Below are 26,993 nucleotides of genomic sequence, written 5' to 3' on the forward strand. Positions count from 1 at the left end.
GGTTTATATAGACTTTGATAAGTCGCCTTGTGTAGGGTCAAAAGCCTCGGCATGTCGTACTAAGAATTGTACATTGACTTGACCATTCCATTCATTGACTTTGAGTTCATAAACAATATGGGCCATATCGGCTAGGGGTTCATTATGATTAAACCAAATGGCATCATAAACAAGCTGATCTTTTTCTAATTGCAATTTAAGATGTTTATCCTTAAGAATGCGCTGTGACCGTACCAAAAATACATCACTAAACGTTGGCGGTGGAAAACCCGCGCCCCACACTTGTTCTTCTAATAAGTTGGCGGTACGAGTGGTCGCCTGACTACTCGGTAGGGAACCGTCAGTTTCAATAATGGAATCAAAATTGCTTTTCCCTGTCATGGTGACGATCGCGTCGTGCAGCGCCTGTTGGAATTTATCTAATCCGTCTTTATGCAGACTTAATCCTGCAGCCATGGCATGGCCGCCAAACTTTAAAATTAAGTCCGGGTGACGTTTTGATACCAAATCTAAGGCGTCACGTAGGTGTACATCCGGAACAGAGCGACCTGAGCCACGAATTTCCCCATCTTCGCCAGGAGCAAAAGCAAAGACCGGACGCCAAAACTTTTCTTTGAGACGTGAGGCGACAATTCCGACCACCCCCTGATGCCAATTGTCTTCATAGACACAAATAGCAGCAAATGACTGTGCGTTTTGCTCTTCTTTGATGGCTAGGAACTCTAGGGCTTGCTCGCTCATCTCATGCTCGATGTGACGACGTTGTTGATTAATCTTGTCAAGCTCCTCAGCTAATTGCATAGCCTCATCTTCATCATCGGTAATTAAACAGCGAATGCCAATACTCATATCGGCCAAACGACCTGCAGCGTTTATTCTGGGACCAATTCTAAAGCCCAAATCGCTGGTGCTGGCTGTTTTGTAATCCGTACCCGACACATGAAAGAGTGCACGGATACCGGGGCGCATGGAGCCTTTACGCATCCGTTCGAGTCCACGAGTAACTAGGATGCGATTGTTCGCGTCAAGCTTCACTACATCGGCTACAGTACCTAAAGCGACTAAATCAGCGAGCGTATCTAAACGTGGCTGGTTATGCTCGTTAAAGTGTCCGCGTTGTTTAAACTCCGCCCTTAAAGCCATGAGTAGATAATAGATAACACCCACACCGGCAAGATTTTTAGATGGGAACGCACAGTCTGCTTTATTTGGATTGACAATAGCCAGCGCATCGGGCAACTCATCACCGGGCAGATGATGATCGGTAATGATCACATCAATACCGTGTTGTTTGGCGTAATCAACACCGGGGACACTCGCAATGCCATTATCAACAGTCACAATTAAGTCTGGACGCTCAGCTGAGCACTGTAGAATAATGTCGATGACCTCGGGTGATAGGCCATAACCGGTTTCAAAGCGATTAGGAACCATAAAATCGACATTGGCACCCATACTTCTAAGACCGCAAATAGCGACAGCACAAGCTGTTGCACCGTCACAGTCATAGTCAGCGACGATTAAAATATGTTTGTTTTGCTCGATGGCATCTGCTAATAAAATAGCGGCTTGTTGGTTTTGATCAAGCTGGGTGGGGTGAATAAGAAGGCCCCATCGGTAATCTGTTTGCGTCGTATTTTTTACACCTCTAGCTGCAAATAAGCGCGCTAATAGAGGGTGAATGCCATTTCGCTCGAGCTGTTGAGATACGTCAGAGTTTGATTGTCGTTGTTTGATTATGACTGATGCCACCATGATTTCCAATCAGTAGAATGTTTAAAACTGTTTAAGGTGCGCTCCCAAAAGCTTAGCGCTTCTAGCTTGATTAGCTGATCGTAGCCTGCTAATAAAAAGCTATTGTTTTTAGAAGGCTTTTGCATGTTGCCACGGAAAAGAATGTTGTCTTCAGGTTCGTTTGAGTCCTCACCGGGCCTTAGGCTTGAAAATGGATTGTTAGCTTTTGCGATGGCTTCAGCGCGAGCTTGGTGATAGCCTGCGCTTTGCACCGTTTGTATATCCTCTTCAAGTTGAGGCAGCAACTGTAGCCAACGCGCCCAATCCTCATTGCGATAGGCATTTTCAAGTGTGCTGATAATGGCATAAGGATAGGTAGGTGTAGCTTGTATCTGCTTAGGGTGAACACCACCATAAATCCAAGGACTATTAATTTCTTTGAGGCCTTGCTTTTTACGTTCAAGATTGACCGGATGCTCGTGCCATAGCATTTGAATCTCATTGAGCAACTGTCGTAAGCCTTTGTTGTGATCTTCTTTGGGCCAATGATCGTGCAGCTCACGGTAGGATAAAAGATTGGACGAGGCAATGCTGCCGGCAAATGATTGTGGTAAGCCTAAGACCCAGTGGTCAGACTTTATCGCAATTAATTTAATTCTTTTTTCGGCAAATAAATATTTGACGGCTTCAAATAATGCTAAGCTTTGCTCTTTAGTTATCTGCAGCTGAGTGCTTGGGAACAAGCGAGTGCTTTGAAAGTCTACATGTATGTTGCAAAGAGCTAAAGTAAAAATACCATGATTATCATCCAGTTTTTCTTTATGATGATCAAGGGCAGGCAGAGCATCAACATAGCGTTGGCCAGCGATGGGGCTAAATTCTTGTTGTTGCACTTGGTAGTATTCTGCAGGCGTACAGCCAATCAGCTCACTATCCAACTGGTGCCGGGTAGCTTTGTGCTGTTGAAGTCGCTTAATAAAGGCTGAGTTTTGAGGAATCTCTTTTGCTAGCGCCTCAGCAACGCGTTTAGGTGGCAGTGCACCGGTAATAATAATTTCCATCGTAATATTGTAATAGTTAACGCAGTATAAAGGTTTAAAGTGTTAAAAACACCTTATGAATTTTGGATTGGTATTCGTTACGCCGGTTTAACTCGTTCACGTGGTAGGGGTAAGCGTCGTGATGGCTTCGTTTCCTTCGTGGCAGGCAGCTCAATGGCCGGTATTGCACTGGGTGTGGCTGCACTTATCGTCGTGATGTCGGTTATGAACGGCTTTCAGGTCCAAGTCCGTGATCGCATGTTATCAGTTATCCCTCATATTCAGGTATTCCAAGCAGACGCTGATGCAGTTAGCGGTCTCCAGCGATGGCAGGAAATGGCTGATTTAGCCCTAGAAAATCCTAATGTTGTGGGGGCTTCTGCCTTTGTTTCTTCTAGCGGTATGTTAAGTCGTGCCGATACACTGCGTGGTGTTGAAATTCGAGGTATTGACCCGGCCAATGAGCATCAGGTGTCGGAGTTACCGGAACAAATGCTTTACGGTGATCTTAACAGTTTACAGAAGGGCAGTTTTAATATTGTCTTAGGGCGCTATTTAGCGAATATGCTTGATGCTTATGTTGGTGATACGGTGATTTTAATGGCTCCACAAGGGTCTGTTAATCCATCCGGTTTTTCACCGAGAATGCGCCAATTTACTGTGTCCGGTATTTTTTCGTCAGATCACTATGAATATGATTCATCCATGGCGTTTGTCAGTGTTGAAGATGCCGCCGTGTTGTTTAGGGATAAGGGCTTAGCCGGTGCTCGTCTAAAAATCAAAGATATGCTGGCTGCCCAAGAAGTGGCACAACAGCTCACTATCTCAATGCCTCCCGGGGTATTGGTTAGGGATTGGACGCAGGATAATAGGACGTGGTTTGCAGCGGTTAAGGCAGAGAAACGAATGATGTTTTTGATTTTAAGCCTCATTGTCGCAGTAGCTGCCTTTAATTTGCTTTCATCCTTGGTGATGGCAGTCAAGGATAAGCGCTCCGATATTGCCATTTTACGTACTTTAGGTGTCAGTCCATTTTCAATTGCCAAAATTTTCTTGGTACAAGGCTCATTGATTGGCATCATTGGTACCTTGTTAGGGGTCGGTTTTGGCTGCTTAATTGCCTATAATATTGATGTGATTATTCCTGCTATTGAAGGGTTATTTGGCATACAGTTTTTAGACCCTAGTATTTATTTTATTAGTCAGCTACCCTCTGTGCCTGTGCCTGAGGATATTGTCATTGTTGCGGTGGTTTCTTTGTGTTTGTCCTTGTTAGCCACGCTCTACCCAAGTATTCGTGCATCACGATTACAGCCAGCGGAGGTATTACGTCATGACTAAGATGGCAAGCAATCAACCAGTCGTCGTTGCTCGAGATGTTACTAAAACTTATCATGACGGGACCGATGAACTGCAGATTCTAAGTGGCGTCAATATTTCTGTTGATTTAGGAGAAATGTTGGCGATTGTTGGTGCATCAGGTTCCGGCAAAAGTACTTTATTGCATATTTTAGGTTTGCTTGACGAAGCGACCTCTGGTGAGGTTTTGATTGATGGTCAATCCAGTCTTAACTTTTCAGAAAAAGAACGTAGTGTTATCCGTAATAGGAAGCTTGGCTTTGTTTATCAGTTTCACCATCTGCTGCCTGAGTTTTCTGCGTTGGATAACGTGGCGATGCCCTTGATTGTCCGTCGCGAACCATGTAAAGACGCGCGCGCACAAGCGGCTGAAGTATTAGAGAAAGTTGGTTTAGCGGAGCGTATGATTCACAATCCCAGTCAACTTTCCGGTGGTGAAAGGCAGCGCGTTGCCTTAGCGCGCGCCTTAGTTACTCAACCTTTATGTCTTTTAGCTGATGAGCCTACGGGAAATCTTGATAGTAAAACAGCCGCTAATATGTTTGAATTATTAGTTGGGATACGACAAGATTTTAATACGGCATTTATCATTGTCACTCATGATCAGAAACTGGCCAATTTAGCTGATCGTCAGCTAATGATGGAGCGTGGTGTGTTATCAACCGCCCAAGGGTGATCGTGGAATTAAGAAATTACGAGGTTTAGCGTCATGCTCATTGATAGTCATTGCCACCTAGATGCCTCTGTCTTTAAAAAGCATCGAACTCAGATTATTCAATCGGCTCAGTCTGCGGGTGTCAGGGCCATTGTGATACCGGCGGTAGATATCAACAACTTTGCCGCGGTCCGTGATGTTGCCCATCAATTTGATGGCGGTTTCTATGCTTTGGGTATTCATCCTATGTATGTGCATAGTAGTGATGTCAAGGATTTAGAGTGCTTAGCCGATGCGATTGAAGAGGCGCTAGTTGATCCGCGTTTTGTGGGCATAGGTGAAATTGGCTTGGATTTCTTTGTTAAAGACATTGCAGAGGGTGCGGCGCGAGAAAAGCAAGAGTATTTCTTTAATGAACAACTAAAGTTAGCTCGTCGCTTTGATTTGCCGGTGATTCTTCACGTGCGTCGAGCGCAAGATATTATTCTGAAGTATTTGCGTCGTTATGATGGGCTAAGTGGTATAGCCCATGCTTTTAATGGTAGTGAGCAGCAGGCCGATCAATTTATTAAGCTTGGCTATTTGCTCGGCATGGGGGGCGCCATGACCTTTGATAGAGCCAAACAAATCCGTCGACATGCCGTTAAGTATGAGCTGCAGCATTATGCCTTAGAAACCGACTCGCCCGATATGGCACCTAGTTGGTTAGATACGGATTCCACCTCCAATACGCCTGATCAGATCGCGAGGATTGCTGAGGTGTTTGCCGAGTTGAGAAAGCAGAGCCTAGCAGAAATTCAAAAACAAACTGGGGAAAATGTACTAAACATCTTCCCCAGAATGCGACAATTAATTGATCACAATACGTGATTAGTACATGTGTAAGCCGCCGTTTATAGCGATATTAGCACCTGTGATATAAGCAGCACTTTCAGAGCATAAATAAGCCACTAATTCACCAATTTCTTCGGGTTTACCTAAGCGACCTACCGGTATTTGAGGAATGATTTGCTCTTCAAGAATTTCTTGTGGCATAGCAGCAACCATTTCAGTCTTGATATAGCCTGGAGAAATCGTATTAACGGTAATGCCCTTAGAGGCAAATTCTAATGCCAAGCTTTTACTAAAACCGTACATACCCGACTTAGCAGAGGAGTAGTTGGCTTGACCAAATTGCCCCTTAGAACCGTTAACTGAAGAGATCGTCACAATACGGCCCCAGCCACTTTCAAGCATATCTTCAATCACTTGCTTAGTGACATTAAATACGGAATCTAAGTTGGTGCGCAAAACATCATCCCATTCCTCTTGAGACATCTTGCGGAAAGAACGATCCTTGGTAATCCCAGCGTTGTTAATCAGCATATCGACTTTAAAACCGTCATCATGGATTTGTTTGATCATTTTCTGACAAGATGCGAAGTCGGCGACGTCAACTGGATACGCCTTAAAATCATAGCCTAGCTCTTTTTGTTCGGCTAACCATTCGTCCGGATTGTCAGCCACATAATAAGTGACTAGTACTTGATGCCCACGATTTGCAAGTGAACGAGCGATTGCTGTGCCTAAACCACCGATGCCACCAGTGATCAAAGCAGTTCTTTCGTTGTCTGGAATCAACGCTTTCTCCTATGATAATAAAGGTTCTGTGTATTTATAGTATAGCAGGAATTTATGAAGACACTATTGCGCGGCATTAGTCGTCTTGTTCTAAACAGGGCATGAATTTGCCGGTGGTAGAATCTCTGAAGTATAAAACGCCACTAGCAATACCAAAGTACGCGCCATGCAGGTATAAGTCGCCGCTATCCACGCGCTCTTTGACACTTGGAAAAGTCAGTAGGTTGTTGAGACTGTGCTCAACAACACCCATTTCAATTTGGCGTAACCAAGAGATGTATTCCTCTGTGGATTCCGGTTTAGGGCCGGCTTTAGCGACTACCGGCTCAATTTGTGACATCCACTTTCCGATAAAGTCACTTTTACTGAGTGGGGCGATCTGATCAGTATAGGCACGAACCCCACCACAGCTGGCATGACCCAGTACGACGATATGGCGAACTTTTAATGCATTGTTACCGTATTCAATGGCAGCGGAAGTCCCATGTAGTGAAGTGGTACTTTCTGATTTCTCACTTTCATCGGGAGGTACTAAATTGGCGATATTTCTAACCACAAATATTTCACCCGGGCCGGCATCAAAAATAATTTCTGGAGCGACACGTGAGTCACCACAACTGATGACCATAATTTCGGGGACTTGGCCGCGTTGACCTAATTGCTTATATAAATAGCGCTCTTTTTCCATACGGCCGTTAAGGAAATTGTTGTAGCCATTGAGTAATCGTTGAGGAAACATACTTATTATTTTCTAAAGTTAATACACCCTTATTTTACACGCCTACTTGCCATTACTCTAAAAAATTTCTTCAGGCATGGACAAAAAGCACATCGTACCGATTTTTTGGAGAAATTTCCTATAACTTAGTCTGATGGTTTATCGGTGAGTTGCGTGATGGGATTCTGGTTTTTTATCTGTCTATCAGGAATAGGTGGGCTTGCTTTTTTGCATACACTACCACAACTACCTGATTTAAATAGTTTATTTGTGTCACAGCTGCTATGCCTGTTTGCTGTGATTGTTTGTTTATATAGAAGCCGTTATGTATCGCTTAGAAAGAAGTTGGCATGTGTTTTTATTGGTCTTTTAGTTTTTTTATTAATGATGAGTTATGGAACATGGCGCGCTCAGGAAAGATTGGCTGATAGATTAAGTTTGCAACATGATGATCGTGTGAGCAGACTCGTTGTAGAAGTGAGTGATTTAGTCGATTACGGAGACGATTACTTGCAGTTTGATGCACGAGTAATACGCTCTAAGCCGAGTACAGGTATCCCATCTAATATACGATTGCGTTGGTCTTTTGGGGCCTTTGCAGGTCCTTATACTAAACCCTTACCGTTAAAAGAACCGATGCCTGAGATTAAACCCGGCGAGATATGGGAGCTGTCGGCTTTATTACGACAGCCTTATGGGGCATTCAATCCGGGACAAGGCGATATTTTATCCTATCGTTTTGTAAATAACCACCGTGCGGTGGGCACAGTAAAAGGCAGCCCCAAGCGTTTGACAGAAAGTGGGCGGTTTGATTGGTCTATTAAAATTGCACAATTAAGGCACCATATTCGCGCCAAACTAAGTCACTATGTGGCAGATAAACGCTATGGCTCGGTCATGATTGCATTAGTGATGGGTGATCAGGCGGCTATTTCTCAGGATGATTGGGTTTTATTCAACCGTAGTGGCTTGACACATTTGGTGTCTATAAGCGGCAGTCACATCACGATGCTGAGTTCTTTAGCCAGTTTGCTGTGCTTTCTGTCCTGGCGCCATTTAAGTGTTGCCCAAAAGTCTTTATCAGAACGTATGGCAGCACAACGCTTAGCCGCATTTGTCGGCATATTGGTGGCTTGGTTCTACTGTAGTATTGCCGGTTGGGGGGTGCCGGCGCAGCGTAGCTTTCTGATGTTGCTAATCTTTTTTATTAATTATGCTTTTGCGCTGCAATGGTCGATACACATGGTGTTGGTAGTAGCCGCTTTATTGGTGTTACTCATTGAACCATGGGCTGTTTTAAGCATCGGATTTTGGCTCTCTTTTGGCGCCATGCTGGTGCTGATTTTGCTTGCAAAGGAAGTGCTAAAAGCCCAGGGCTTGAAGCAGAAGCTGTTGATTGCGATCCGTGGTTGGACAAAAATGCAATTGGCTGTCTTTTTAGGCTTGGCTCCATTGCTGGCCTTGTTGTTTAGTCAAGTGTCTTTGATTTCTCCCATTACCAATGCATATGCCATTTTTTTAATTGGCACGATTATTACCCCGGCCAGTCTACTGTTAGCGGTGACCAGTCAATTTGAGCCGTTGGACTTGGTGAGTGAATCTCTAGCAACAATAACTCATTATTTGTTGTTTTTATGCTTGGAACTAACCGCTAAACTGATTACATGGTCTTATGCTTTATTAGATGTGCCGCGTCTATCGATAGGGATAGCCGTTTTAGCCTTGTTTTCGATATTAAGTTTATTTGTTGCTCGATTCTCACGGTGGACTTCATTATCATTGCTGTGGTTATTACCGATTTTTATGGATGCCGGATTTAAACAAACAGTTCATAGTGGCGAATGGCAAGCTTATATGTTGGATGTCGGTCAGGGTAGTGCCATTTTAATCAAGACTCATAAGCATCATCTGTTGTTTGATGTCGGGCCGCGTACGTCTTATGATAATGAAGCCAGCAATAAAGTGATTATTCCTGTACTTAGAGGGTTAGGTGTAAAGCATTTAGATTATGTAGTTGTGTCTCATAGTGACTTGGACCATGTGGGTGGGTTTTCTGAATTGATCAGTCAGGTGTCGGTCGGTCATGTATATGGTTCGTTTAGTCTGGATCAGTGGTTGGCGAAAGAAGAGATGATTTTTGCTAAGGACTATCGTCCGCTTAATGCTGACTTGCATGCTGAAGTGTGTTTAGCCGGTCATCACTTTGAACTGGATGGTGTCAGCTTCAGCTTTATCTGGCCTGTACAACAAGGGGTTCTACCACTTAAGGCAAAAAGTGCCAATGAAGAGAGCTGTGTTTTATTGGTGCAGGGAGAGCACCATAATCTACTGCTGACAGGAGATATTGATCGTTTGGTAGAAGATAAGCTCATCAAAAGTGGTATATTGCCTAAGATTGATGCTGTTGTCGTGCCGCATCATGGTTCTAAAACATCCTCATCAGTCGCTTTTATAGAGCACATTAAGGCGCAAGTGGCGGTTGCACAAGCGGGGCATTACAATCGCTATAAGCATCCGGATCCTACGGTAGTTGCACGTTGGTCTGCTGGCGATAGAAATTTTTATAATACTATCACTGATGGGGCAGTTACTCTTCGCTCAAGTGCTTTGGGTTTGCAGTCGCGAACTGAGCGCTCCGACAGAAAACGCTATTGGCACTAAAATAGTATAATGATTAGTGCGTATCTTTTGCCGGATATATAAAGAAACATAGGATAAGTCGTTGAAAAATAATAATTTTATACCAGTTGATTTGCATTGCCACTCTACGGTCTCTGACGGCGTTTTACGCCCTGAGGAAGTTGCCAAACGTGCCCATCATAATGGTGTGCGTTTATGGAGCCTAACGGATCATGATGAAACAGGCGGACAAGCTATTGCCAAAAAAACAGCTGAAGAGTTGGGTATGGACTATATTACCGGTGTTGAAATTTCGGTGACATGGCAGGATCGGACTTTACATATGGTAGGATTAAATTTTGACCCTGCCAACAAAACGCTTAACGAGGGTTTGGCCGGCATTCGAGCCAACCGTGATAGTCGCTCTTATAAAATTGCCGAAAAATTTGATGCTTTAGGTATTCCCGGTACTTTTGAAGGGGCGTTGCGTTTTGCGGATAATCCTGAATTAGTCAGTCGTTCGCATTTTGCTCGCTATTTGGTTGATGCAGGTTATTGTCAAACTATGCAGGAAGTCTTTGACCGTTACTTAAATGATCAGGGGCCGGCCAATGTCTCGATGCAATGGGCATCGTTGCCGGATGCAGTCGAGTGGATTAGGGACGCGGGCGGAGTCTCAGTTATTGCCCATCCTGGTCGGTATAAATATACCCGTAGCCAATTTGTTGATCTATGGCGGACTTTTAAGTTACTGGGCGGCGCAGGAATTGAGGTAGTTACCAGCTCGCACAAACCCGATCAATATTACCACTATGCAGATGTGTGCCGACAATATGGTTTTTTTGCCAGTGCAGGCTCGGACTTCCATAGTCCTCAGGAGAGTCGTCTGGATTTAGGCCATTTGCCGGCATTGCCTTCAGGTGTTAGGCCCATTTGGCATCATTTAGGCTATACAAACTACTAGTTCAGTGCTAAATCGTATAAAAATAATTTGGAGTGACCTTGATGAGTAAGGCTTTTGTTAAAGAAGACAGTAATTTTGATGATGACTTAGAGACGGAAGGTTTAGCCATTCCTAGCGGCCATAAAAATTATATTACGCGTTATGGTTATGAGCAGATGCGTGCTGAGTTATCAGATTTAGTCAATAAAGAGCGTCCTGAGATTGTTAGTACCGTTTCGTGGGCTGCGTCTAATGGTGACCGCTCTGAAAATGGCGATTATATTTATGGTAAAAAGCGCTTGCGTGAGATTGACCGCCGTATTCGTTTTCTAACTAAGCGATTGGAGAGCATTGAAGTAGTCGATACACATCTGCAAACTAATCGCAATCAGGTTTTTTTTGGTGCGACTGTCGAGTATGTCAATCAAGAGGATGAAGAGTTTAAGGTGACTATCGTCGGTATTGATGAGGCCGAGCCTTTAGAGGGGCTTATCAGTTGGATATCACCTGTGGCCCGAGCGTTGATGAAGGCAAAAGAGGGTGATGTAGTCTATGTCAATACACCAAGTGGTCAACAGGAGCTGGAAATCCTTTCAGTGAGTTATCCTGAACATTAAGTTATAAGACCATAATTTCACTAAGGAGCGTAATGACTAAATTATCCGGGATTTTATCATTTTGTATCACCTTAACTGTGTCCATAGAGGTGATGGCCTTTGAATTAACGCATAGTGAGGGCATTATCAAGCTTGATGATACGCCTCAAACAATCGTCACTTATGATCTGGCGGTGCTTGATAGCTTAGATTACCTAGGTATTCACGTTTCTGCTATACCGGCCATTCAAGACCGCCCGGCCTTTGAAAAGTACACAGATATTAAGCGGGCAGGTTCTTTGTTTGAACCTGATTATCAAGTTCTTAATGAAATAAAACCGGACATTATTTTTGTGGCTCGTCGAACTGCTTCTAAACAAGCGGAGCTGTCTAAAGTTGCGCCGGTTGCTTATTATGCTATTAATAGCACCCGGTTTTTAGAAAGTTTTAAAAGTAATAACTTACAGCTTGCCAAGGCCTTTGGCAAAGAAGCAGAAGCTCAAGCTAAGTTAGCTATGATCGATGCAGATATCAAAAAGCTACACGAAATCAATCATGATAAGACCGGTGCCTTTCTGATGGTGCTGGGTAATGGTCGTGTTGCTCCTCACGCTGTGGGAGATCTCTTTGGCTTTACTTATGAGCTATTGGGTTTGGCACCCGTCTTAGAAGCGCGTGATCCTAATACACTGCGCCAACCTCGCCCTGAGCCCCGTAGTCCGGAAGCTAAAGCTGCTGCTGAAGTACGAGCAAAGCAAGTATCTGAAATTACCAAAGAAAATCCGGACTGGCTAGTGGTGTTCGATCATCGGCAACTGACAAGTAATGAATTAACTGCAGACACGAAGCTTAAAGAGCATCCGGATTTGGGTCAGCTTGATGCAGTCAAAAATAACCGGATTTTTTATGTCGATCCTGCTGAGTGGTATTTAATTACCGGTGGTCTAAATAATCTCCATACTGTCGTGAAGAAAGCGACAGAAATGATGAAGTAATCCTATTAGTTCTTTTATTTAAAGCGATCTCATTTTTGAGAACGCTTTTTTAATAAAGAAGAGCGAGTGGGATTTGAAAAATACGATATTATTTTAAGCGTAGAACTTGATTTTGTTTCATGTGTTAGGTTTTCATCTTAAAATGGTCAGTTAACTATTTTCTCAATTTGTGGATAGAGCTTGAATGTTAGATTTTATTCGTAGGCACCAAAAATGGATGCTGGTAATCGTCATCCTATTTATCGTACCTTCTTTTGTGTTTTTAGGGGTATTTGATTATCAAAGCATGTTATCTAATGATCCTCCTTTGGCCAAAGTTAAGGAGCAAAAAGTTACGCGAGATCAATTTAATATGGAGTGGCGCGATCGCTTGAACCAATTACGGGCTCAAAGCGGCAATCAATTTGATATTAGCCAAGTGGATATACCGGAAAATCGTCGTGCTTTTCTTAATCAGATGATTAATAGCCGTGTTATACACGAAGAAGTTTTATCTGAAAATTATTCAGCGACTGACCAAATGGTGACCTTGGCGATCGCCTCTGATCCCCAATTCCATGATGAAGGTCGTTTCAGTGTTGAGAAATACAGCCAGTTCTTGCAGCGTGTGGGTATTGATGCTGCTATGTATGAAAGCAGTGTGCGTTATAGTTTAGCTTTGGAGCAAGTGGCTGAACCAGCTAAGCGTGCCCTAACATTACCTAAGCAAATCGAAGGTGCGGTTTTATCTGCACTTTTAGAAGAGCGTACTGTGCGTCTAAGATTGTTTGAGGCGTCAAGTTATTTTGCTGAAAATGAGCCTAGTGAAGAGGAAGCTAAAGCTTGGTATGACGCTAATAAAGAGAGTTTGGAAGTGCCCAGTCATGTTAAGGCGGAGTATGTGATTCTTAATGAAGAGGCTGCGGTTCGAGCAGTACCTATACCGACAGATACTGAGCTACAGCAATATTATGAGTCTAATAAGTCTCGCTACACAAAGATCGAACGACGTTCGATTAATCATATTCAATTAAATCTTCCTGCAAATGCATCTGCGGAAGAATTGGCAGAGCTTGAACAAAAAGCAGAGGACATAAAGCAACAAGCGGCAGCTAATCCCGCACAGTTTGCTGAATTAGCCAGTCAATATTCTGATGACATTGGCTCTAAGCAATTAGGTGGCTCATTAGGCGTTATTAGCAAGGGTGATATTCCTGAATTTGACGATGTGGCATTTACACCGGCTGAACTCGGTGTTTATGGTCCGGTACAAATCGGTAATGCATTGCATATTGTTCAGGTTGACCATATTGATGCCGGTGAGGTTAAGGCGTTTGATGAAGTGCGAGAAGAACTAATTAATGAGGTACGACTGCAGGTTGCGTCTGATCGTTTCGCTGATTTATCGAGTGAGTTAGTACGTTTAGCAAATGATGCAGGCCAACGTCTTGAAGATATTTCTTCGGCGCTAGATTTACCCATTCAAACGGTAGAGGGTGTTACTCAGTCAGGCGTGTTGCATAGCTCTCAGTCCGCCAATGGTGCTGCTGTTTTTACAGCTCATCCACAATTAAGAGAGGCTTTATTTACTAAAGAAGCGATTGAAGAAGGCAGCACATCAGGTGTAATCGAGCTTTCACCGACTGAATTAGTTGTGGTTAAAGTGGCAGAGCATACGCCGGCCTATATTCCTGAATTCAGCGAGGTAGAAGCGGATGCCGTGGCTGCTGTTCGTACAGAAAAAAGTTTAGCTCAAGCCAAAACAACGGCAGAAGAAGTTGAAGCTGGTTTAGTATCAGGTGAAATTACAGGATTAACCGATTTTGAAGAAGCGATAACGGTTAGTCGTTTAATGGGCAATTTGCCACAAAGCCTATTAGATGCCATTATGGCTGCGCCAGTTGATACGTTGCCGAGTTACACTTCTTTCTGGATGCCACAAGGCTATGTGGTTGCCCGCATTGAGTCAGTGAGTGAGCCGGAAGATGGGGTTAAACAAGGCCTAAAGGCACAAATTGAAGAGTTGCTTCTCACTGGTCCTAAGGTGGAAATAGAAAGAGAGCTTCTTAATTCTTTAAGAGCTAATACTGATGTTACGATTTATGATGAAAGTGAGCGAGTCATCAACGATACCGGCATGTAGGACCAGTTAACTTCAGCTATTTCAAAGGGATTGAGCACGATTAAAAGCTCAATCCCTTTTTTGTTAGAGGATTATGATGGCTTAGAGTTAGGAGCGTTAGATGTTAGTGTTGTCAGGCGCTCACAAAGCCTACGTCGCTATTATTGATTTTTAATTCGAGTAATACGGCGTATTGCGCGGATAGTACGGATACTACGGAATACTTTTGCCAGGTGGTCACGGTCTTCAACCTGAATGGTTGCTTGAACCTTGGAGATATTCATGCCACCATCTTTGGTTGTGATATTGATAATATTAGAATCAGCTTCAGCAATTTTAATCATCAGAGCACCGAGTGCGCCTTTTTCATTGTCTAAAGTGATTTCAATACGTGTTGAGAGATGCTTAGAAGGATCCTCATCCCATGCCACTTTGACCCAACGCTCAGGTTCTTTGTCTTTTAGTCTGAGTGCCGTAGGGCAATCGTTGGTGTGTACTACGATACCATAGCCGGGCCGTAGGACAGCAACAATTTGATCGCCCGGGATAGGTGTACAGCAAGTCGCTAATTGAACTGATTGACCTTCTTTTCCTTGAATTAAAATCGTCGAACGGTAGGCTGTTGACATCTCATCTAAAACAGCGGCAGTAGTGGCCAATAGGGGATTGTCAATTAGGAAACGACGAGCAACGACTTGAGCCAAACGAGTTCCCAGTCCAATATCTAAAAATACCTCATCAATATTTTTTGCACCGGCACTGATTGCTAATTTGTACCAGATAGGATTTTCATCGTCGGGGACTTGAATGCCGAGCGCAGCCATTGCTTGATGCAGTAGCTTCTCACCAAACTTAATGGAGTCATTGGAGTTTGATCTGCGCAAGTAGTTGCGAATCTCAGAACGTGCTCGGCCGGTACGAACGAATTCCATCCATGATGTTTTTGGTGAGGCATTTTCATCGGTAATGACTTTAACCGTTTGCCCACTGTGTAGTGGAGTATTAATTGCCACTTCTTCGCCGTTAACTTCGGCGGAAACGATATGGTTACCAATATCCGTATGGATGGCGTAGGCGAAGTCTACTGGCGTGGCACCGCGTGGTAATGACACAATTTTGCCCCGAGGGGTTAGAACAAAAACGGCATCAGGGAAGAGGTCAACTTTGACGTAGTCCAAGAACTCTGCGGAGTCATGCGTCTGGCTTTGTATATCCAATAAGGACTGTAGCCAACGATGAGTTTGCTGCTGAACCTCATTGAGATCAGCGCCTTTAGACTTGTAAATCCAATGCGATACAAGACCTTTTTCTGCCATGTTGTGCATATCGCGTGTGCGTATTTGGAACTCAACCGCACTGCCATGAGGGCCAACGAGTGTGGTGTGTAAAGACTGATAGCCATTAATTTTGGGGATGGCCACATAGTCTTTGAATTTGCCGGGTACCGGACGATAGAGCTGATGCAATACGCCAAGTGTCAAATAGCACTCGGGCAATGTATTGACAATCACCCTAAAACCATGGAGGTCTAACACCTCCGCAAAGGTCTTTTTTTGCTCAACCATTTTGCGGTGGATGCTGTAAAGCGACTTCTCACGGCCACTAATCTCTGCTTCGATTCCTTGAGCTGTCAGAGTAGAAATAACATTGTCGAGAATCTTGGTAAGCACCTCACGACGATTGCCTTTGGCTGCTTTAGTGGCTTTTTGTAAAACGCGGTAGCGGAAAGGGTGGGCCGCAGATAGGCATAGATCATGAAATTCACGAACCAGTGTATTTAATCCCAATCGATCGGCAATGGGAGCATAAATTTCTAAGGTTTCACGCGCTACGCGTCTACCCTTGTCAGGGGTTACGCCCCCTAAAGTGCGCATATTATGAAGCCGATCAGCGAGTTTCACCAAAATAACGCGAACATCTTTAGACATTGCTAGAAGCATTTTGCGAAAGCTCTCAGCTTGCTGCTCGGCTTTGGATGTAAACTGGAGCTTATCTAGCTTGGTTAAACCATCGACTAGCTCAGCCACATCCGTATTAAATAGATCCTCAATTTCTTGCTTACTGACATCCTGATCCTCAATCGTATCGTGGAGGAGTGCCGCAAGTAAGGCATTAACATCAAGCTTCCATTCGGCACAGATTTCACAGACTGCTACCGGATGAGTAATATATGGCAGGCCACTATCGCGCATCTGGCCCGCATGCGCTTCATCAGCAAATTGATAACCACGTATGACAGCATCAATATCTTCGTCTGAAAGATATAGGCTGATTTTTTGCAGTAAATTATCAAGAATGCCGACTTTATGAGGATCTTCTTCGTTTTTTTTGTTTTGCTCAGAGGGGTGCAGCAGTAGATAGTTTTGTGCAGCTACCGGAAGACTCTTGTTTCTAGGCGAGTTTTTATCACGACGTGATAAGGAACCTCGTTTAAAGCGATTTAAAAAGTCTGATGCACCTTTTTTACTCATAAGCAAAATATCCTTTTAAGGGGTGAAAAGCTTGTCTTTAATTAGACAGGTACTTTGCGAAGCATCTCTAAACCGGTTTTTTCTTCAGCGATTTCACGTAAGGCGATAACTGTGGGTTTATCGCGATTAATGTCAACACGAGGCTCATGGCCCTGAGCAATTTCACGTGCGCGATAAGTAGCGGCTAGGGTTAAGTCAAAACGATTTTCGATGTGTTCTAAACAATCTTCAACGGTAATACGAGCCATATAATTATAATTCTCACTAAAATAAGGTTAAAAAGCTATGGGTATTTGAGCTAATAGATTAAGCCTTTAAAATACCGTAGTTATGGAATAGTTTTTCATGTCTTTTTGCTTGACATGCGAAGCGTAGTCGCGAAACGGCAACGATTTGCTGTAACTGCTGCAAGGCGACACTAAAGTCATCATTTATAATAACATATTCGCACTCATCGGCATGCTGGATTTCTTCCCCAGCCGCACGTATGCGACGTTCAATAACTTCTGCGCTATCTTGACCGCGTTTTTGTAAGCGATCTTTGAGGATTTCGATGGAGGGAGGCAAAATAAAAATATCCACCACCTCTGGAAACTGTTCACGTACTTGAGTAGCTCCTTGCCAGTCAATTTCCAACAGAATATCCTGACCGTTATTTACACGCTCTTGGACATAGGCCTTTGGGGTGCCATAGTAATTGTCGTGTACTTTCGCCCATTCAAGCAATTCATTGTTGTTTTTAAGCTTTTCAAACTCTTTGGTTGTCAAAAAGCTGTAATGAACATTATTAGTTTCTCCGGGACGAGGGGCTCTAGTGGTGCAAGAAATAGATAGGCCGATATTGCTATCTTCGCTGAGCAGGGCATTAACTAAACTCGACTTGCCGGCGCCACTGGGAGCCACAACCATAAATACATTGCCTGGATAATTTTTCATGAGATGGGTCTTACAATCAATTAAAATATTTCAAAGTGTACATATTTTAAACTAGATGGATGGGAGCTGCAGGTGCAAACTTGGCAACAGTTAATTGAAACTGAACAAAGCAAAGCATATTTTAAAGACTTATTGAGTCGAGTGGACACTAAAAGAGCAGAAGATGCCGTTATTTATCCATCGGCAGACAATGTTTTTAAAGCATTTGATCTTACTCCGCTAGATAAGGTGAAGGTGGTTATTTTAGGCCAAGATCCTTACCACGGCCCTCATCAAGCTCACGGTTTAGCCTTTTCAGTTAATGAAGGCATCGCTTTTCCTCCATCGTTACAAAATATCTTTAAAGAGCTTGAGACTGATATCGAAGATTTTCAGATTCCAATGCATGGTGACTTAACGTCTTGGGCTGAGCAGGGTGTGTTTTTATTAAATACCGTTTTGACCGTACAAAAAGGCCTGGCTAACTCACATGCAGATTGGGGTTGGGAGCAGTTTACTGATGAAGTGATTGCGACGCTTAACAATCAACGTGAGCATATCGTTTTTATGCTGTGGGGTGCTCATGCGCAAAAAAAAGGTCGTATGATTAATAAAGATAAACAGTTGATTTTGACGGCACCGCACCCATCACCATTGTCTGCTTATCGAGGTTTCTTTGGTTGTGCACATTTCTCTAAAGCCAATCATTACCTTATAGGAAAGGGTTATGCGCCCATTAATTGGCGCCTCTAAAATCCTCTGAAAAATACGCTGTCAAGCGCCTTGCAGCTAGATATCCATAGTTAGTTCTGTTGATTGTTGTTTATGCTGCTCTATTGCAAACTGGAATACCTAATTTCAATTGCAGGAGCAGACAATGTCTCTACACACCGATTCCCCGGTAGTCAATTCAACTACTTCACGCGCCAGTGCGGTAAAAATTAACGATAGCACTCCTAAAAAAAGTCTTTGGCGTCAGAGCGGACAGGCAATGACTGAGTACATTATTATCGTCGCTTTAGTTTCCGTTGCAGCCATTGCTGTCTACCAACTTTTTGGCCAAGTCGTTCGATCTCAAACGGCGGCGATGGCTAAGGAGCTCTCTGGTGAAGACGGTACTGCCCAATCACAAATGGCACAAAGTGCCGCACAATCAGCGGAAGCTCAAACGGCTTCTAAATCATTAAAATCCTATACCGGCAATGCGGATGCAGCTGGTGGTTAATCTGTGCATTGAGCGGACTGTAATGATGATTAATGTGAGCTTCCGGTCTTTGCGTTTTTGTCAGTTAAAGCAGCGAAAGTTGAAGAATCAAAGTGGTCAGGTGCTGATTCTTGGTCTTGCGATGATGATGGCTTTAGTCGTGATTTTACTTAGTTTATTTAATCAAGGGCGTCTTTTAAATGCTAAGGCTAAGCAAAATCATACGGTTGATGCAGCTGCCTATTCAGGTGCTTTAATACAGGCACGTGCGCTGAATATGCAGTCATACATTAATTTGGCCCAAGTAGGCCATCAGGTGGCGATGGCTCATTTAGTGACGTTAGCGTCTTGGGCTAAGTTTTCAGCGACTGAATCGCGTCAGTTCTCTCGCGCTAATCCACCGGCTTATTTAATCGGTATGATGTTTGGTGCCGATCATCAGCGTGCTTATGCTGCATCACGCCGTGCCGCCTCACTTTTATCCATTGCAGAGCGGGGTAATGAGCTTGAACAGCGCTATGCTCGTCATGATGAAATCGTTAATGATGTGCTTTTAGAGGTTGCTTATGCAATTCAGGATAGCTTTGAAGAAACACGAGATGCAGCAATTCATGAGGTCATTAAAGCAAATTATCCGCATCATCAGATAGTTCATTCAGCTGATGCGGATGCTAATTTGTTTACGCAGGCTGAAGGTCAAGTGCAATGGCGCCTACGGGAGTCAAATGCTGAAGGCATGATGACGGCATATAAGCCGGAGGGTAATTATCGTTCACTCTTAAGCTCTGTAACCGGCGTCTATGATTTTTTAAGTCCTCGTCAGCAAATCACTCGAAACTCATGGTCGGTCAGTGCTCGCTGCCCTCATCTTCGACATGAGTTAAGACGTCAGGGCACGACCATTCTCAATCAGCAGGGCAATTGGCAGTCAATTGATACGCAGTCCTTTCATGCCTTACGCTCTAATCGATGGATAGGCTGTTATTACCGCGAATATGCCATGGGCTGGGGGTGGGTTTCGGGGCGTTTCAATAGCATTCCGGATGGTATGCAGTATAGCGATAATCCGCCGGATGATTTTTCTAATCAAGATTTTTGGCGTTGGGTGCAATCAGCTACTCAATGGGATTTGTTAGGCGGTTTGCAAAACCCCCTGGCCAATTCACGAGCCATTATGCAGCGAGTGCAGTGGAGCGGCGGTGGGCTTGTGCCTTATATCGATATTAATCAAGAAGGTCGTGAGTCATTGTCTTTTCAGTTGTTCTTGAGGGGGCCTGAAGTAGAGGGCGAGTTGATGACGGTTAGTGCCAAGGCCGAGAGCTTTTTTGAGCGTTATAAGGCCCGAAGCGATACACGTCATGAAAAAGCGAATTTATGGCATCCCTATTGGTTAGCACGTCTAGTTCAGTCTACGCATAATACAAGTGACGTTGCTGCGGATAGTGCCTTGTCGGTTTTTGAGGATTAAGTCATGAAGCGTAAAGGTTATGGATTAAAAGAGCAGAGTGGGCAATCGGTAGTAGAAGCGTTGGTACTCTTCTTGGTGCTAATCATGATGTTTATGGCGATTCCATGGTTAGGCAGACTGTCAGACATTGGCTTGCAACAAGCTAATGCCAGTCGCTATGCGGCTTTTCAGTTAACCCGTCATCACGAAGGTATTGATGAAAATGACCTTAAGCATCGCTACTTTTTAGATGAAGACCATCAGTGGAAAGACAGGGCAAATAATGATCTGATCACCAGCGATTCAATTTACCTATCACTGAACCGCGAGCAAAAGCTCGGATCACATATGCAAGCTGGCGGTGAGGGCAGTCATCAGCAAACGCTCAGACGTGAGTGGGAAATTGAAGATAAAGGCATAGCGACTATAGCTGTTCATACAAGGCCTCAATACACCCAAGTAGACGATAAAACCGATAGTGCGATGAGCGTGGGCTTATCGTATCTTGAACAACAAGTACTTAATATTCATCGACACACTTCAATTTTAACCGATGCGGCACATAGTGCTTCGGATTTGAGCGCGCATCAACGCAGTGGCTCAAGTGATTTGGCTTGGCGTGAGGCGACTGAAGGCTCTTATGAGAGTGGCAAAAAAGTAGCCGAGATTGCCGTCTCTGTTGATGCGGCATGGGAGCGACCTAATCCAGTCTTTGACTGGTTAAGTCCATGGGAAGGGCAGTTACCAGGACATCACTTGGAAGTAAAGAAGGGGGATTCTCAATGAAGCGGATTCTTTCTACGCTAGTGGTGTTTTTGTTGGGCTCTATGAGCTCACTGAGTACTGGCGTTATGGCCTCAAGTCTCCACTCTTCTGATAATCCTTATGCTGGGGCAGATCAAATTGCAGTGGTAGTAGCGAAGGATTTGGCATTGGACCTGAGTGAAAAGATTTTTCAAGGTGAGATATTTTCTCAGCCAATGAGTGCATGGCAATTTGACTCGGCATATGGCTTTGATAATTTTGTAAAGGATTTATCCAGGCAGAATATTGTGCAGCAATATCATGGGCTTGGCAATTTAATCATGCTGAGCGGCGATTACGAACAGTACAGTGTATTGATGCATGTGGAGCGTGTTGGAACTGATGCCTATCGTGGTTTTTTAAGCGTGATGCATAGTCAAGTGCTAAGTTTTGCGTCGAGTGAAGTAGAGCAACTTCAACAGTATTTACTTAAGCAGCCAGCGACTTTGGAAAAGAGCAGGGTCTCATGGCTACCTTTATCTGCCGTTTTACTACTGGATATAAAAAGTGCGCCCGCTCAATCTCAGCAAATTTATTTAGACCCAATGCCGCTAGAGCTGTTGCAACAGGAAGTATTGAGCAATTTAAAGGATTTGGGTTGGCAAAAAAATATCTTCGAGGATCTGGGCTTGAGTTTATGGACCAAGGGCTCCCAACAATTACGACTTTACTTTAGCCAACAAACAGAGGGCACGGCCTTGTATGTGTTGGCACAGGATTTAACCAAGGAAGTTTATGAAAATACGCATGAATAAAAAAGCGACGATTGTTATTAGTCTGGCGATAGTAGCCGGTTTAATCGCAGCATGGTCAGCTCAGCAATACATTAGCGAGAAAGTCGAAATGCTGGAAGAGCAGGCTAGAGTAGAAACGGTACCACGCGTAGTCGCAGCCTATGATCTGCCGGAGGGGACCAAGATTGATGCCATTCACGTGGCAGTGCGAGAAGTGCCTAAAGAATGGGTAGCCAGCGGTAGTATTCTGCCTGATGAATTTATTCATGTAGAGGGGCAAGTTGTAACGGCCGCTTTAAAAAGAGGTGATCAGCTGTTGTGGGCTAATACGGCACAGCTAAAAAACAAGCCCTTTTCGGACAAAATTAATCCAGGTCGTCGTGCAGTGACTATCCCTGTCGATACTATTAACTCGGTATCGGGGATGCTGGTGCCGGGGGATTTAATTGATCTTTATGTGTCCTTTGAATATCGACGCAAGCAAATTACAGCACCGTTATTACAAGGTGTTTTAGTGATGGCCACTGGCCAGCAAAGTCGAGTCGGTCAAGATCCTAAGGATAGCGCTTCACGTTATTCCACCGTGACTTTAGATACTGCACCAGAGGAAGCTGCGAAATTAGTAGCGGCTCGTCAAGCAGGTACGATTACCGCTTTATTGCGTAATCCCGAGGATGATAAGGTTACTCAAAAAGGTGTTAGAGGTGATCTGGCTAATATGTTGGGTATTGCCACACCTCCTCCGCCAATCAAACGCAAACCTCAAGTAGTCTATGGCAATCAAAATAACAAGAAACTACCTAATTTAGCGGTTAATCCAGCAACAGAAAATACTAATAGAGATGAACGTGGCGTGTTTGAACTGCCCGATCAAGAAGATCTGGTCAGTGCTTGGATAAATACATTGCCTAGCGTGGATATCAATGATGTTCAAACGCTAAGTAATCAGTATTCGGATGAAGAGATTTTATTAATTGAATAAAGGCAGGGATAAGATGACTAAGAGACTACATTTGATGTTTATATATTTTGGGGCCTTGCTCCTACTATTGTTACCGTTTTGTGCAATGGCTCAGCAGAGTATTAATTTAACCGTAGGGCAAATTCATGTACTGCCGGTTGAGCAAATAGCGCGTGTAGCCGTGGGCGATGGTGATGTGATTAATGCGGTCACAGACGATGATAAAGAAGTCGTTATTTTTGCTAGAGCCGCAGGTGATACCAGTATGCAGATATGGGATGTTGAAGGCAATTCCAAAAGCTATCAAATCCGTGTTTCTTCAGCTGTGCAGCATCGCATACAGCATGATATTCGTAATATGCTTAATCGCATTGATAACGTCAAAGCAACAGTCGTTGGTGAGAAGGTCATTGTCGAGGGTGAAAAACTCAGTGATGCTGATAGGGAGCGTGTGCAGCTATTGGCCAAGCACTATCCACAGATTGTCGATATGACAAGCCAGGTGGGGTGGGATCAGATGGTGCTGCTTGATGTGCAAATTCTTGAAATTCCTAGAAACTTTTTACAAGAAATTGGGGTTAGTTGGAATAGTAGCTCTGTGGGCGGTTTCAATGCCGGCGTCGTTTGGGATAGTACTGCTGGCGGTCTATTAACGCGACCGGGCGAACAAGCTTTGGAAGCTGCCTTTGCTCAGCATAATCCGCTTGGTTATTTTGGAATTAACGCACTCTTAAGTTCTAATCTTAAAGCGATGACGAATGAGGGTAAAGCTGTGATGTTGGCCCAACCTCAATTAATGGCGCGTAGTGGCGCGACTGCCGAGTTTTTAGCCGGTGGTGAGGTGCCTTATGCGATTTCCGATGGTAATGGTAATACCCAAACGGTCTTTAAGCCTTATGGGGTCAGTCTTCAAATCACGCCACGCATTGAGAAAAACGGCATTGTGCGTTCGAGTATCAATGTGGAGGTAAGTTCAATTGATGGTTCGATGGTATTGCAAGGTGGTCCTGCATTAAAAATCCGCCGTACTAACACGGAGTTTAATGTCAAATCCGGTCAAACCCTGGTTTTGTCAGGTTTTATCTCGCGTGACCAGATGCAAAATATGGATAAAGTTCCCGGGATGGGGGACGTGCCTATTTTGAGTGCTTTATTTCGCTCAAAAAAATTCCAGAACAATGAAACCGAGTTAGCGATTTTTGTGCGGCCAGTCGTAGTCTCTTCAGACAACGAGGATATGCAAAAACGGGTGATGCGTTCACAGGCCATCGTTGATAGTACCTTTGAGCAGGGTCCTTTACTCAATGTGCCAATCAATGATGGCGCTACCGGGCTTAGTTTTGGGGTTTTTGATGTTCAAAACATCCCGCCGTTTCATGTCCCCAAGTCCGGTTCCAAGCCCAAGAAATTAATTCTTCGCTCTATTAACGTGGGAACAGGGGATGCGTCATGAGTCGTTTATTATTAAATTTGCAGTATGAGGATGGCGCTAATGAGCAAAAATGGTTCGAATTACCTATCACGATTGGCAAGCAGGCTGAAAACAGTCTTGAGCTTAAAAGCTGGCGAGTATCCAAGCATCACGCAAAAATATTTCACAAAGAAGGTAATCTTTACCTTCATGACCTAGGTTCATTGGGTGGTTCAGTTCTTAATTCACAACGTATCTATCATGTACATCCGCTGGATATTAACGATCAGATTGTCATTGGTCCTTGCTTGATACGGGTAGTCGATATCAATAGCATTAGTGATGCTGATGAAGAGAATGATGCGCTAGTAGAGGAATTAGATCAGCCCACAGTTAATTATTCGAGCCTAACAGAGGCTGTAGATGCTATAGACGAGCCTGACAAGAAAGTTGAAAGCTCTGAAAGCGATGATTTGAGTCTTAGTCTCATTAATAAAAAGATTGATGCCACGACACTCATTGCCAAACGCAATCAATTGCATAAATTGTTGCTTGAAGCGCTCGATCTCAAAAGAAATAATATCACCATGATGGATGATTCCTTGCTGCGAGAGGAAGCGAGTCGCTTGCTTAAGAAGATTGTTGAGTCAGATAGCGAGTTTAGTGAGCTTAGCTATGCTGATGAGCTATGCGCGATGGTACTTGATGAGGCAGTTGGTTTAGGGCCTTTGGAAGAACTGTTAAAAGACCCCAGTATCACAGAGATTATGGTGAATCGCTTTGATGAGATTTATATTGAGCGAGCGGGTAAGCTAGAAGCCTATCCAATGAGCTTTAGTAGCAATCAATCGGTGGTGTCAATCATCGATCGCATTGTGGCACCAATTGGTCGACGCATTGATGAAAGTTCACCGATGGTTGATGCACGCCTAAAAGATGGCTCTCGGGTTAATGCCGTTCTGCCACCCATTGCCATTAAGGGGGCGAATATCACGATTCGAAAGTTTCCACTTAAGCGCCCCGATATGAAGGACCTCATAGGGCTCGGTTCCCTAGATAAATACATGGGTGAGTTCTTGGATATATGTGTCAAAAACCGCATGAACATGATTATCTCGGGCGGGACCGGTTCAGGCAAAACGACACTATTAAATATTCTTTCCAATCATATCCCTGAGGGTGAGCGTATTGTCACCATTGAGGATGCGGCTGAACTACGGCTTAATCATCAGCATTTAATTAGTCTTGAATCGCGTCCAGCTAATACGGAGGGACGCGGGCAAATCAGTATCCGTGACTTAGTAAAAAATGCCCTACGTATGCGACCTGACCGTATTGTCGTTGGGGAATGTCGGGGTGGTGAGGCCTTTGACATGATCAGTGCCATGAATACCGGCCACGAGGGAAGTCTCACCACACTTCACGCTAACTCGCCACGTGATGCTATTTCACGGCTTGAAGTGATGATTTTAATGGCGGGTATGGATATGCCATTAGCTGCAATTCGTGAGCATATTGCTTCCAGTATTGATTTTATTGTGCAACAAACCCGATTAAGCGATGGTAGGCGAGTGATTTCATCCATTGTAGAGATTGGTGGTATGGAGAGTGGCATTATCAAGAGTCAAGAAATCTTTAAGTTTCAACGCGGTCCGCAGAGTGGCTTTTACGGTCTAGGCATTATGCCGGAGAAATTCGAGCGGCTTAAAGAGGAGGGCGTGCAAATTGATATCGACCATTTCAATCAACACACGAAGGCCGTTTCTGGTACCGCACAAGTTTTGCATTAGAGCATCTGGAGGAGTGAGTTGTGATTTTTATCAGTTTATTGTGTGCAGCTGTCTCAATCGCTTTAATTTGTTGGTTGCTGTTGCAGGGCTTTAATCAAGCGGTTAAGCGTTATGAGCTTGATTTTAAAGAGCAGATGCGGGTGCAGTTGAGTGATGCCTTTATTTTCTTTGATCCGGTGCAGCTGTGGAGTTTTGCGCTGGCTTTAACTGTGTCGGTATTCTTTGCTTCATGGGTTTTCTTAAAACTATGGTGGTTGTCTTTGATGCTCGGGGGCGTGATGTTTTTTGCACCTAAACTCTTACTGCTTTTATTAAGAAAAAGGCGGCTCCATGCCTTTGATAAACAATTGCCTGACTTTCTCTTGTCTTTGTCGGGGGCGTTGCAAGCGGGTTCTGGTGTGCAAACGGCGATTAAATCTTTAACCGAAGATGCAGAAGCACCCTTAGCTCAAGAGCTTTCTTTGCTGTTACGAGAGCAGAGATTGGGTGTGCCTTTTGATCAGTGTTTGCAGAATTTGTCATTAAGGATGCCGTCCGAGGCGTGTGATTTGTTTGTTTCATCATTGCGTATCAGTGCGCAAACAGGGGGCAACTTATCGGAGGCTATCGAACGCATTGCCTCAACCCTAAGATCGCGCCTACAAATCCAGGGACGAATTAAAGCTTTAACCTCGCAGGGCAAAATGCAGGCGGTGGTGATGTGTTTATTGCCGGTGGCGTTGATGCTGGTCTTGAATAAACTCGATCCGGAAGCGATGCATCATCTATGGCACAGCTACATGGGCTGGGCAGTGTTGGCGCTGATTTTTTTCTTGGAAGGATTAGGGGTTTGGATGATCAGTAAAATCGTGGCAATTGATGTTTGAGGGGGCGCGT

Annotated in this window: 24 protein-coding genes; 17 read left to right on the plus strand and 7 right to left on the minus strand. The window is 44.1% G+C overall.

Annotated elements, in window-relative coordinates; genetic code table 11:
• Window positions 1-3: 3 nt before the first annotated feature.
• Entirely contained in the window at window positions 4-1,755 is a 1,752-nt protein-coding gene (gene recJ / locus B092_RS0107090; protein WP_018574562.1) for a single-stranded-DNA-specific exonuclease RecJ, read from the minus strand.
• On the minus strand, window positions 1,737-2,795 hold the full coding sequence (locus tag B092_RS0107095; protein ID WP_018574563.1) for a hypothetical protein: 1,059 nt from the start codon (window positions 2,793-2,795) through the stop codon (window positions 1,737-1,739). The genes recJ and B092_RS0107095 overlap by 19 nt, the downstream gene beginning before the upstream one ends.
• Before the next feature lie 39 nt (window positions 2,796-2,834).
• Here B092_RS0107095 and B092_RS0107100 point away from each other — a divergent pair, with 39 nt between their 5' ends.
• The 3 genes from B092_RS0107100 to B092_RS0107110 are packed head-to-tail and all read left to right on the plus strand — an operon-like array spanning window position 2,835 to window position 5,658.
• Entirely contained in the window at window positions 2,835-4,115 is a 1,281-nt protein-coding gene (locus B092_RS0107100) for a lipoprotein-releasing ABC transporter permease subunit (protein WP_018574564.1), read from the plus strand.
• Window positions 4,108-4,809 (plus strand): ABC transporter ATP-binding protein, encoded by a 702-nt coding sequence (locus B092_RS0107105; RefSeq protein WP_018574565.1) that lies wholly within the window; start codon window positions 4,108-4,110, stop codon window positions 4,807-4,809. Before B092_RS0107100 ends, B092_RS0107105 begins: the two co-directional genes overlap by 8 nt.
• A gap of 33 nt (window positions 4,810-4,842) precedes the next feature.
• Window positions 4,843-5,658, plus strand: coding sequence for a TatD family hydrolase (locus B092_RS0107110; protein ID WP_018574566.1), 816 nt, complete (start codon window positions 4,843-4,845; stop codon window positions 5,656-5,658).
• Here B092_RS0107110 and phbB read toward each other — a convergent pair whose 3' ends face one another.
• Both phbB and B092_RS0107120 read right to left on the minus strand, forming a co-directional pair.
• Entirely contained in the window at window positions 5,659-6,408 is a 750-nt protein-coding gene (gene phbB / locus B092_RS0107115) for an acetoacetyl-CoA reductase (RefSeq protein ID WP_018574567.1), read from the minus strand.
• A 76-nt stretch (window positions 6,409-6,484) separates the two neighbouring features.
• Entirely contained in the window at window positions 6,485-7,147 is a 663-nt protein-coding gene (locus tag B092_RS0107120) for a carbonic anhydrase (protein WP_018574568.1), read from the minus strand.
• A 156-nt stretch (window positions 7,148-7,303) separates the two neighbouring features.
• Between B092_RS0107120 and B092_RS0107125 the strand changes: the two genes are divergently transcribed.
• The 5 genes from B092_RS0107125 (at window position 7,304) to B092_RS0107145 (ending at window position 14,401) form a co-directional block, all read left to right on the plus strand.
• The gene (locus B092_RS0107125) at window positions 7,304-9,787 is read left to right on the plus strand and encodes a DNA internalization-related competence protein ComEC/Rec2 (RefSeq protein ID WP_026253656.1); all 2,484 of its coding nucleotides are present in this window, start codon (window positions 7,304-7,306) and stop codon (window positions 9,785-9,787) included.
• Window positions 9,788-9,848: 61 nt separating this feature from the next.
• Complete coding sequence (locus tag B092_RS0107130) at window positions 9,849-10,709, plus strand: PHP domain-containing protein (protein ID WP_018574570.1); 861 nt, start codon at window positions 9,849-9,851, stop codon at window positions 10,707-10,709.
• A 41-nt stretch (window positions 10,710-10,750) separates the two neighbouring features.
• Window positions 10,751-11,305, plus strand: coding sequence for a transcription elongation factor GreB (gene greB / locus B092_RS0107135; protein ID WP_018574571.1), 555 nt, complete (start codon window positions 10,751-10,753; stop codon window positions 11,303-11,305).
• Window positions 11,306-11,337: 32 nt separating this feature from the next.
• Window positions 11,338-12,279 (plus strand): ABC transporter substrate-binding protein, encoded by a 942-nt coding sequence (locus B092_RS13915; protein ID WP_018574572.1) that lies wholly within the window; start codon window positions 11,338-11,340, stop codon window positions 12,277-12,279.
• 184 nt (window positions 12,280-12,463) lie between these two features.
• Complete coding sequence (locus B092_RS0107145; RefSeq protein ID WP_018574573.1) at window positions 12,464-14,401, plus strand: SurA N-terminal domain-containing protein; 1,938 nt, start codon at window positions 12,464-12,466, stop codon at window positions 14,399-14,401.
• 140 nt (window positions 14,402-14,541) lie between these two features.
• Here B092_RS0107145 and B092_RS0107155 read toward each other — a convergent pair whose 3' ends face one another.
• Genes B092_RS0107155 through gmk form a run of 3 tightly spaced genes read right to left on the minus strand, consistent with a single transcriptional unit; the run spans window position 14,542 to window position 17,787 of the window.
• The gene (locus B092_RS0107155) at window positions 14,542-16,851 is read right to left on the minus strand and encodes a RelA/SpoT family protein (RefSeq protein WP_018574574.1); all 2,310 of its coding nucleotides are present in this window, start codon (window positions 16,849-16,851) and stop codon (window positions 14,542-14,544) included.
• A 41-nt stretch (window positions 16,852-16,892) separates the two neighbouring features.
• Window positions 16,893-17,099 carry a DNA-directed RNA polymerase subunit omega gene (gene rpoZ / locus B092_RS0107160; RefSeq protein WP_018574575.1) on the minus strand — a complete coding sequence of 69 codons (207 nt, stop codon included), beginning with the start codon at window positions 17,097-17,099 and terminating at the stop codon, window positions 16,893-16,895.
• 58 nt (window positions 17,100-17,157) lie between these two features.
• Window positions 17,158-17,787: a guanylate kinase gene (gene gmk / locus B092_RS0107165; protein ID WP_018574576.1), complete on the minus strand. Its 630-nt coding sequence runs from the start codon at window positions 17,785-17,787 to the stop codon at window positions 17,158-17,160.
• 72 nt (window positions 17,788-17,859) lie between these two features.
• Here gmk and ung point away from each other — a divergent pair, with 72 nt between their 5' ends.
• The 9 genes from ung to B092_RS0107210 all read left to right on the plus strand — a co-directional run bounded on the left by ung (window position 17,860) and on the right by B092_RS0107210 (window position 26,983).
• The gene (gene ung, locus B092_RS0107170) at window positions 17,860-18,519 is read left to right on the plus strand and encodes a uracil-DNA glycosylase (RefSeq protein WP_018574577.1); all 660 of its coding nucleotides are present in this window, start codon (window positions 17,860-17,862) and stop codon (window positions 18,517-18,519) included.
• A gap of 238 nt (window positions 18,520-18,757) precedes the next feature.
• A complete protein-coding gene (locus B092_RS0107175; protein WP_115064315.1) occupies window positions 18,758-18,991 on the plus strand; it encodes a hypothetical protein in 234 nt (77 codons plus the stop codon).
• A 79-nt stretch (window positions 18,992-19,070) separates the two neighbouring features.
• Window positions 19,071-20,438 (plus strand): Tad domain-containing protein, encoded by a 1,368-nt coding sequence (locus B092_RS0107180; protein WP_232244183.1) that lies wholly within the window; start codon window positions 19,071-19,073, stop codon window positions 20,436-20,438.
• A 3-nt stretch (window positions 20,439-20,441) separates the two neighbouring features.
• Window positions 20,442-21,203, plus strand: a complete 762-nt coding sequence (locus tag B092_RS0107185; protein ID WP_018574580.1) for a TadE family protein — start codon at window positions 20,442-20,444, stop codon at window positions 21,201-21,203.
• Entirely contained in the window at window positions 21,200-21,976 is a 777-nt protein-coding gene (locus B092_RS0107190) for a hypothetical protein (RefSeq protein ID WP_018574581.1), read from the plus strand. The genes B092_RS0107185 and B092_RS0107190 overlap by 4 nt, the downstream gene beginning before the upstream one ends.
• On the plus strand, window positions 21,957-22,937 hold the full coding sequence (cpaB, locus tag B092_RS13920) for a Flp pilus assembly protein CpaB (RefSeq protein WP_040608260.1): 981 nt from the start codon (window positions 21,957-21,959) through the stop codon (window positions 22,935-22,937). Before B092_RS0107190 ends, cpaB begins: the two co-directional genes overlap by 20 nt.
• Before the next feature lie 34 nt (window positions 22,938-22,971).
• Window positions 22,972-24,369 (plus strand): type II and III secretion system protein family protein, encoded by a 1,398-nt coding sequence (locus B092_RS13925; protein ID WP_018574583.1) that lies wholly within the window; start codon window positions 22,972-22,974, stop codon window positions 24,367-24,369.
• On the plus strand, window positions 24,366-26,117 hold the full coding sequence (locus tag B092_RS0107205) for a TadA family conjugal transfer-associated ATPase (RefSeq protein WP_018574584.1): 1,752 nt from the start codon (window positions 24,366-24,368) through the stop codon (window positions 26,115-26,117). The genes B092_RS13925 and B092_RS0107205 overlap by 4 nt, the downstream gene beginning before the upstream one ends.
• Window positions 26,118-26,137: 20 nt before the next feature.
• On the plus strand, window positions 26,138-26,983 hold the full coding sequence (locus B092_RS0107210; RefSeq protein ID WP_018574585.1) for a type II secretion system F family protein: 846 nt from the start codon (window positions 26,138-26,140) through the stop codon (window positions 26,981-26,983).
• The last annotated feature ends 10 nt before the right edge of the window (window positions 26,984-26,993 follow it).

The organism is Oligella ureolytica DSM 18253 (assembly GCF_000373745.1).
Lineage (GTDB): Bacteria > Pseudomonadota > Gammaproteobacteria > Burkholderiales > Burkholderiaceae_B > Oligella > Oligella ureolytica.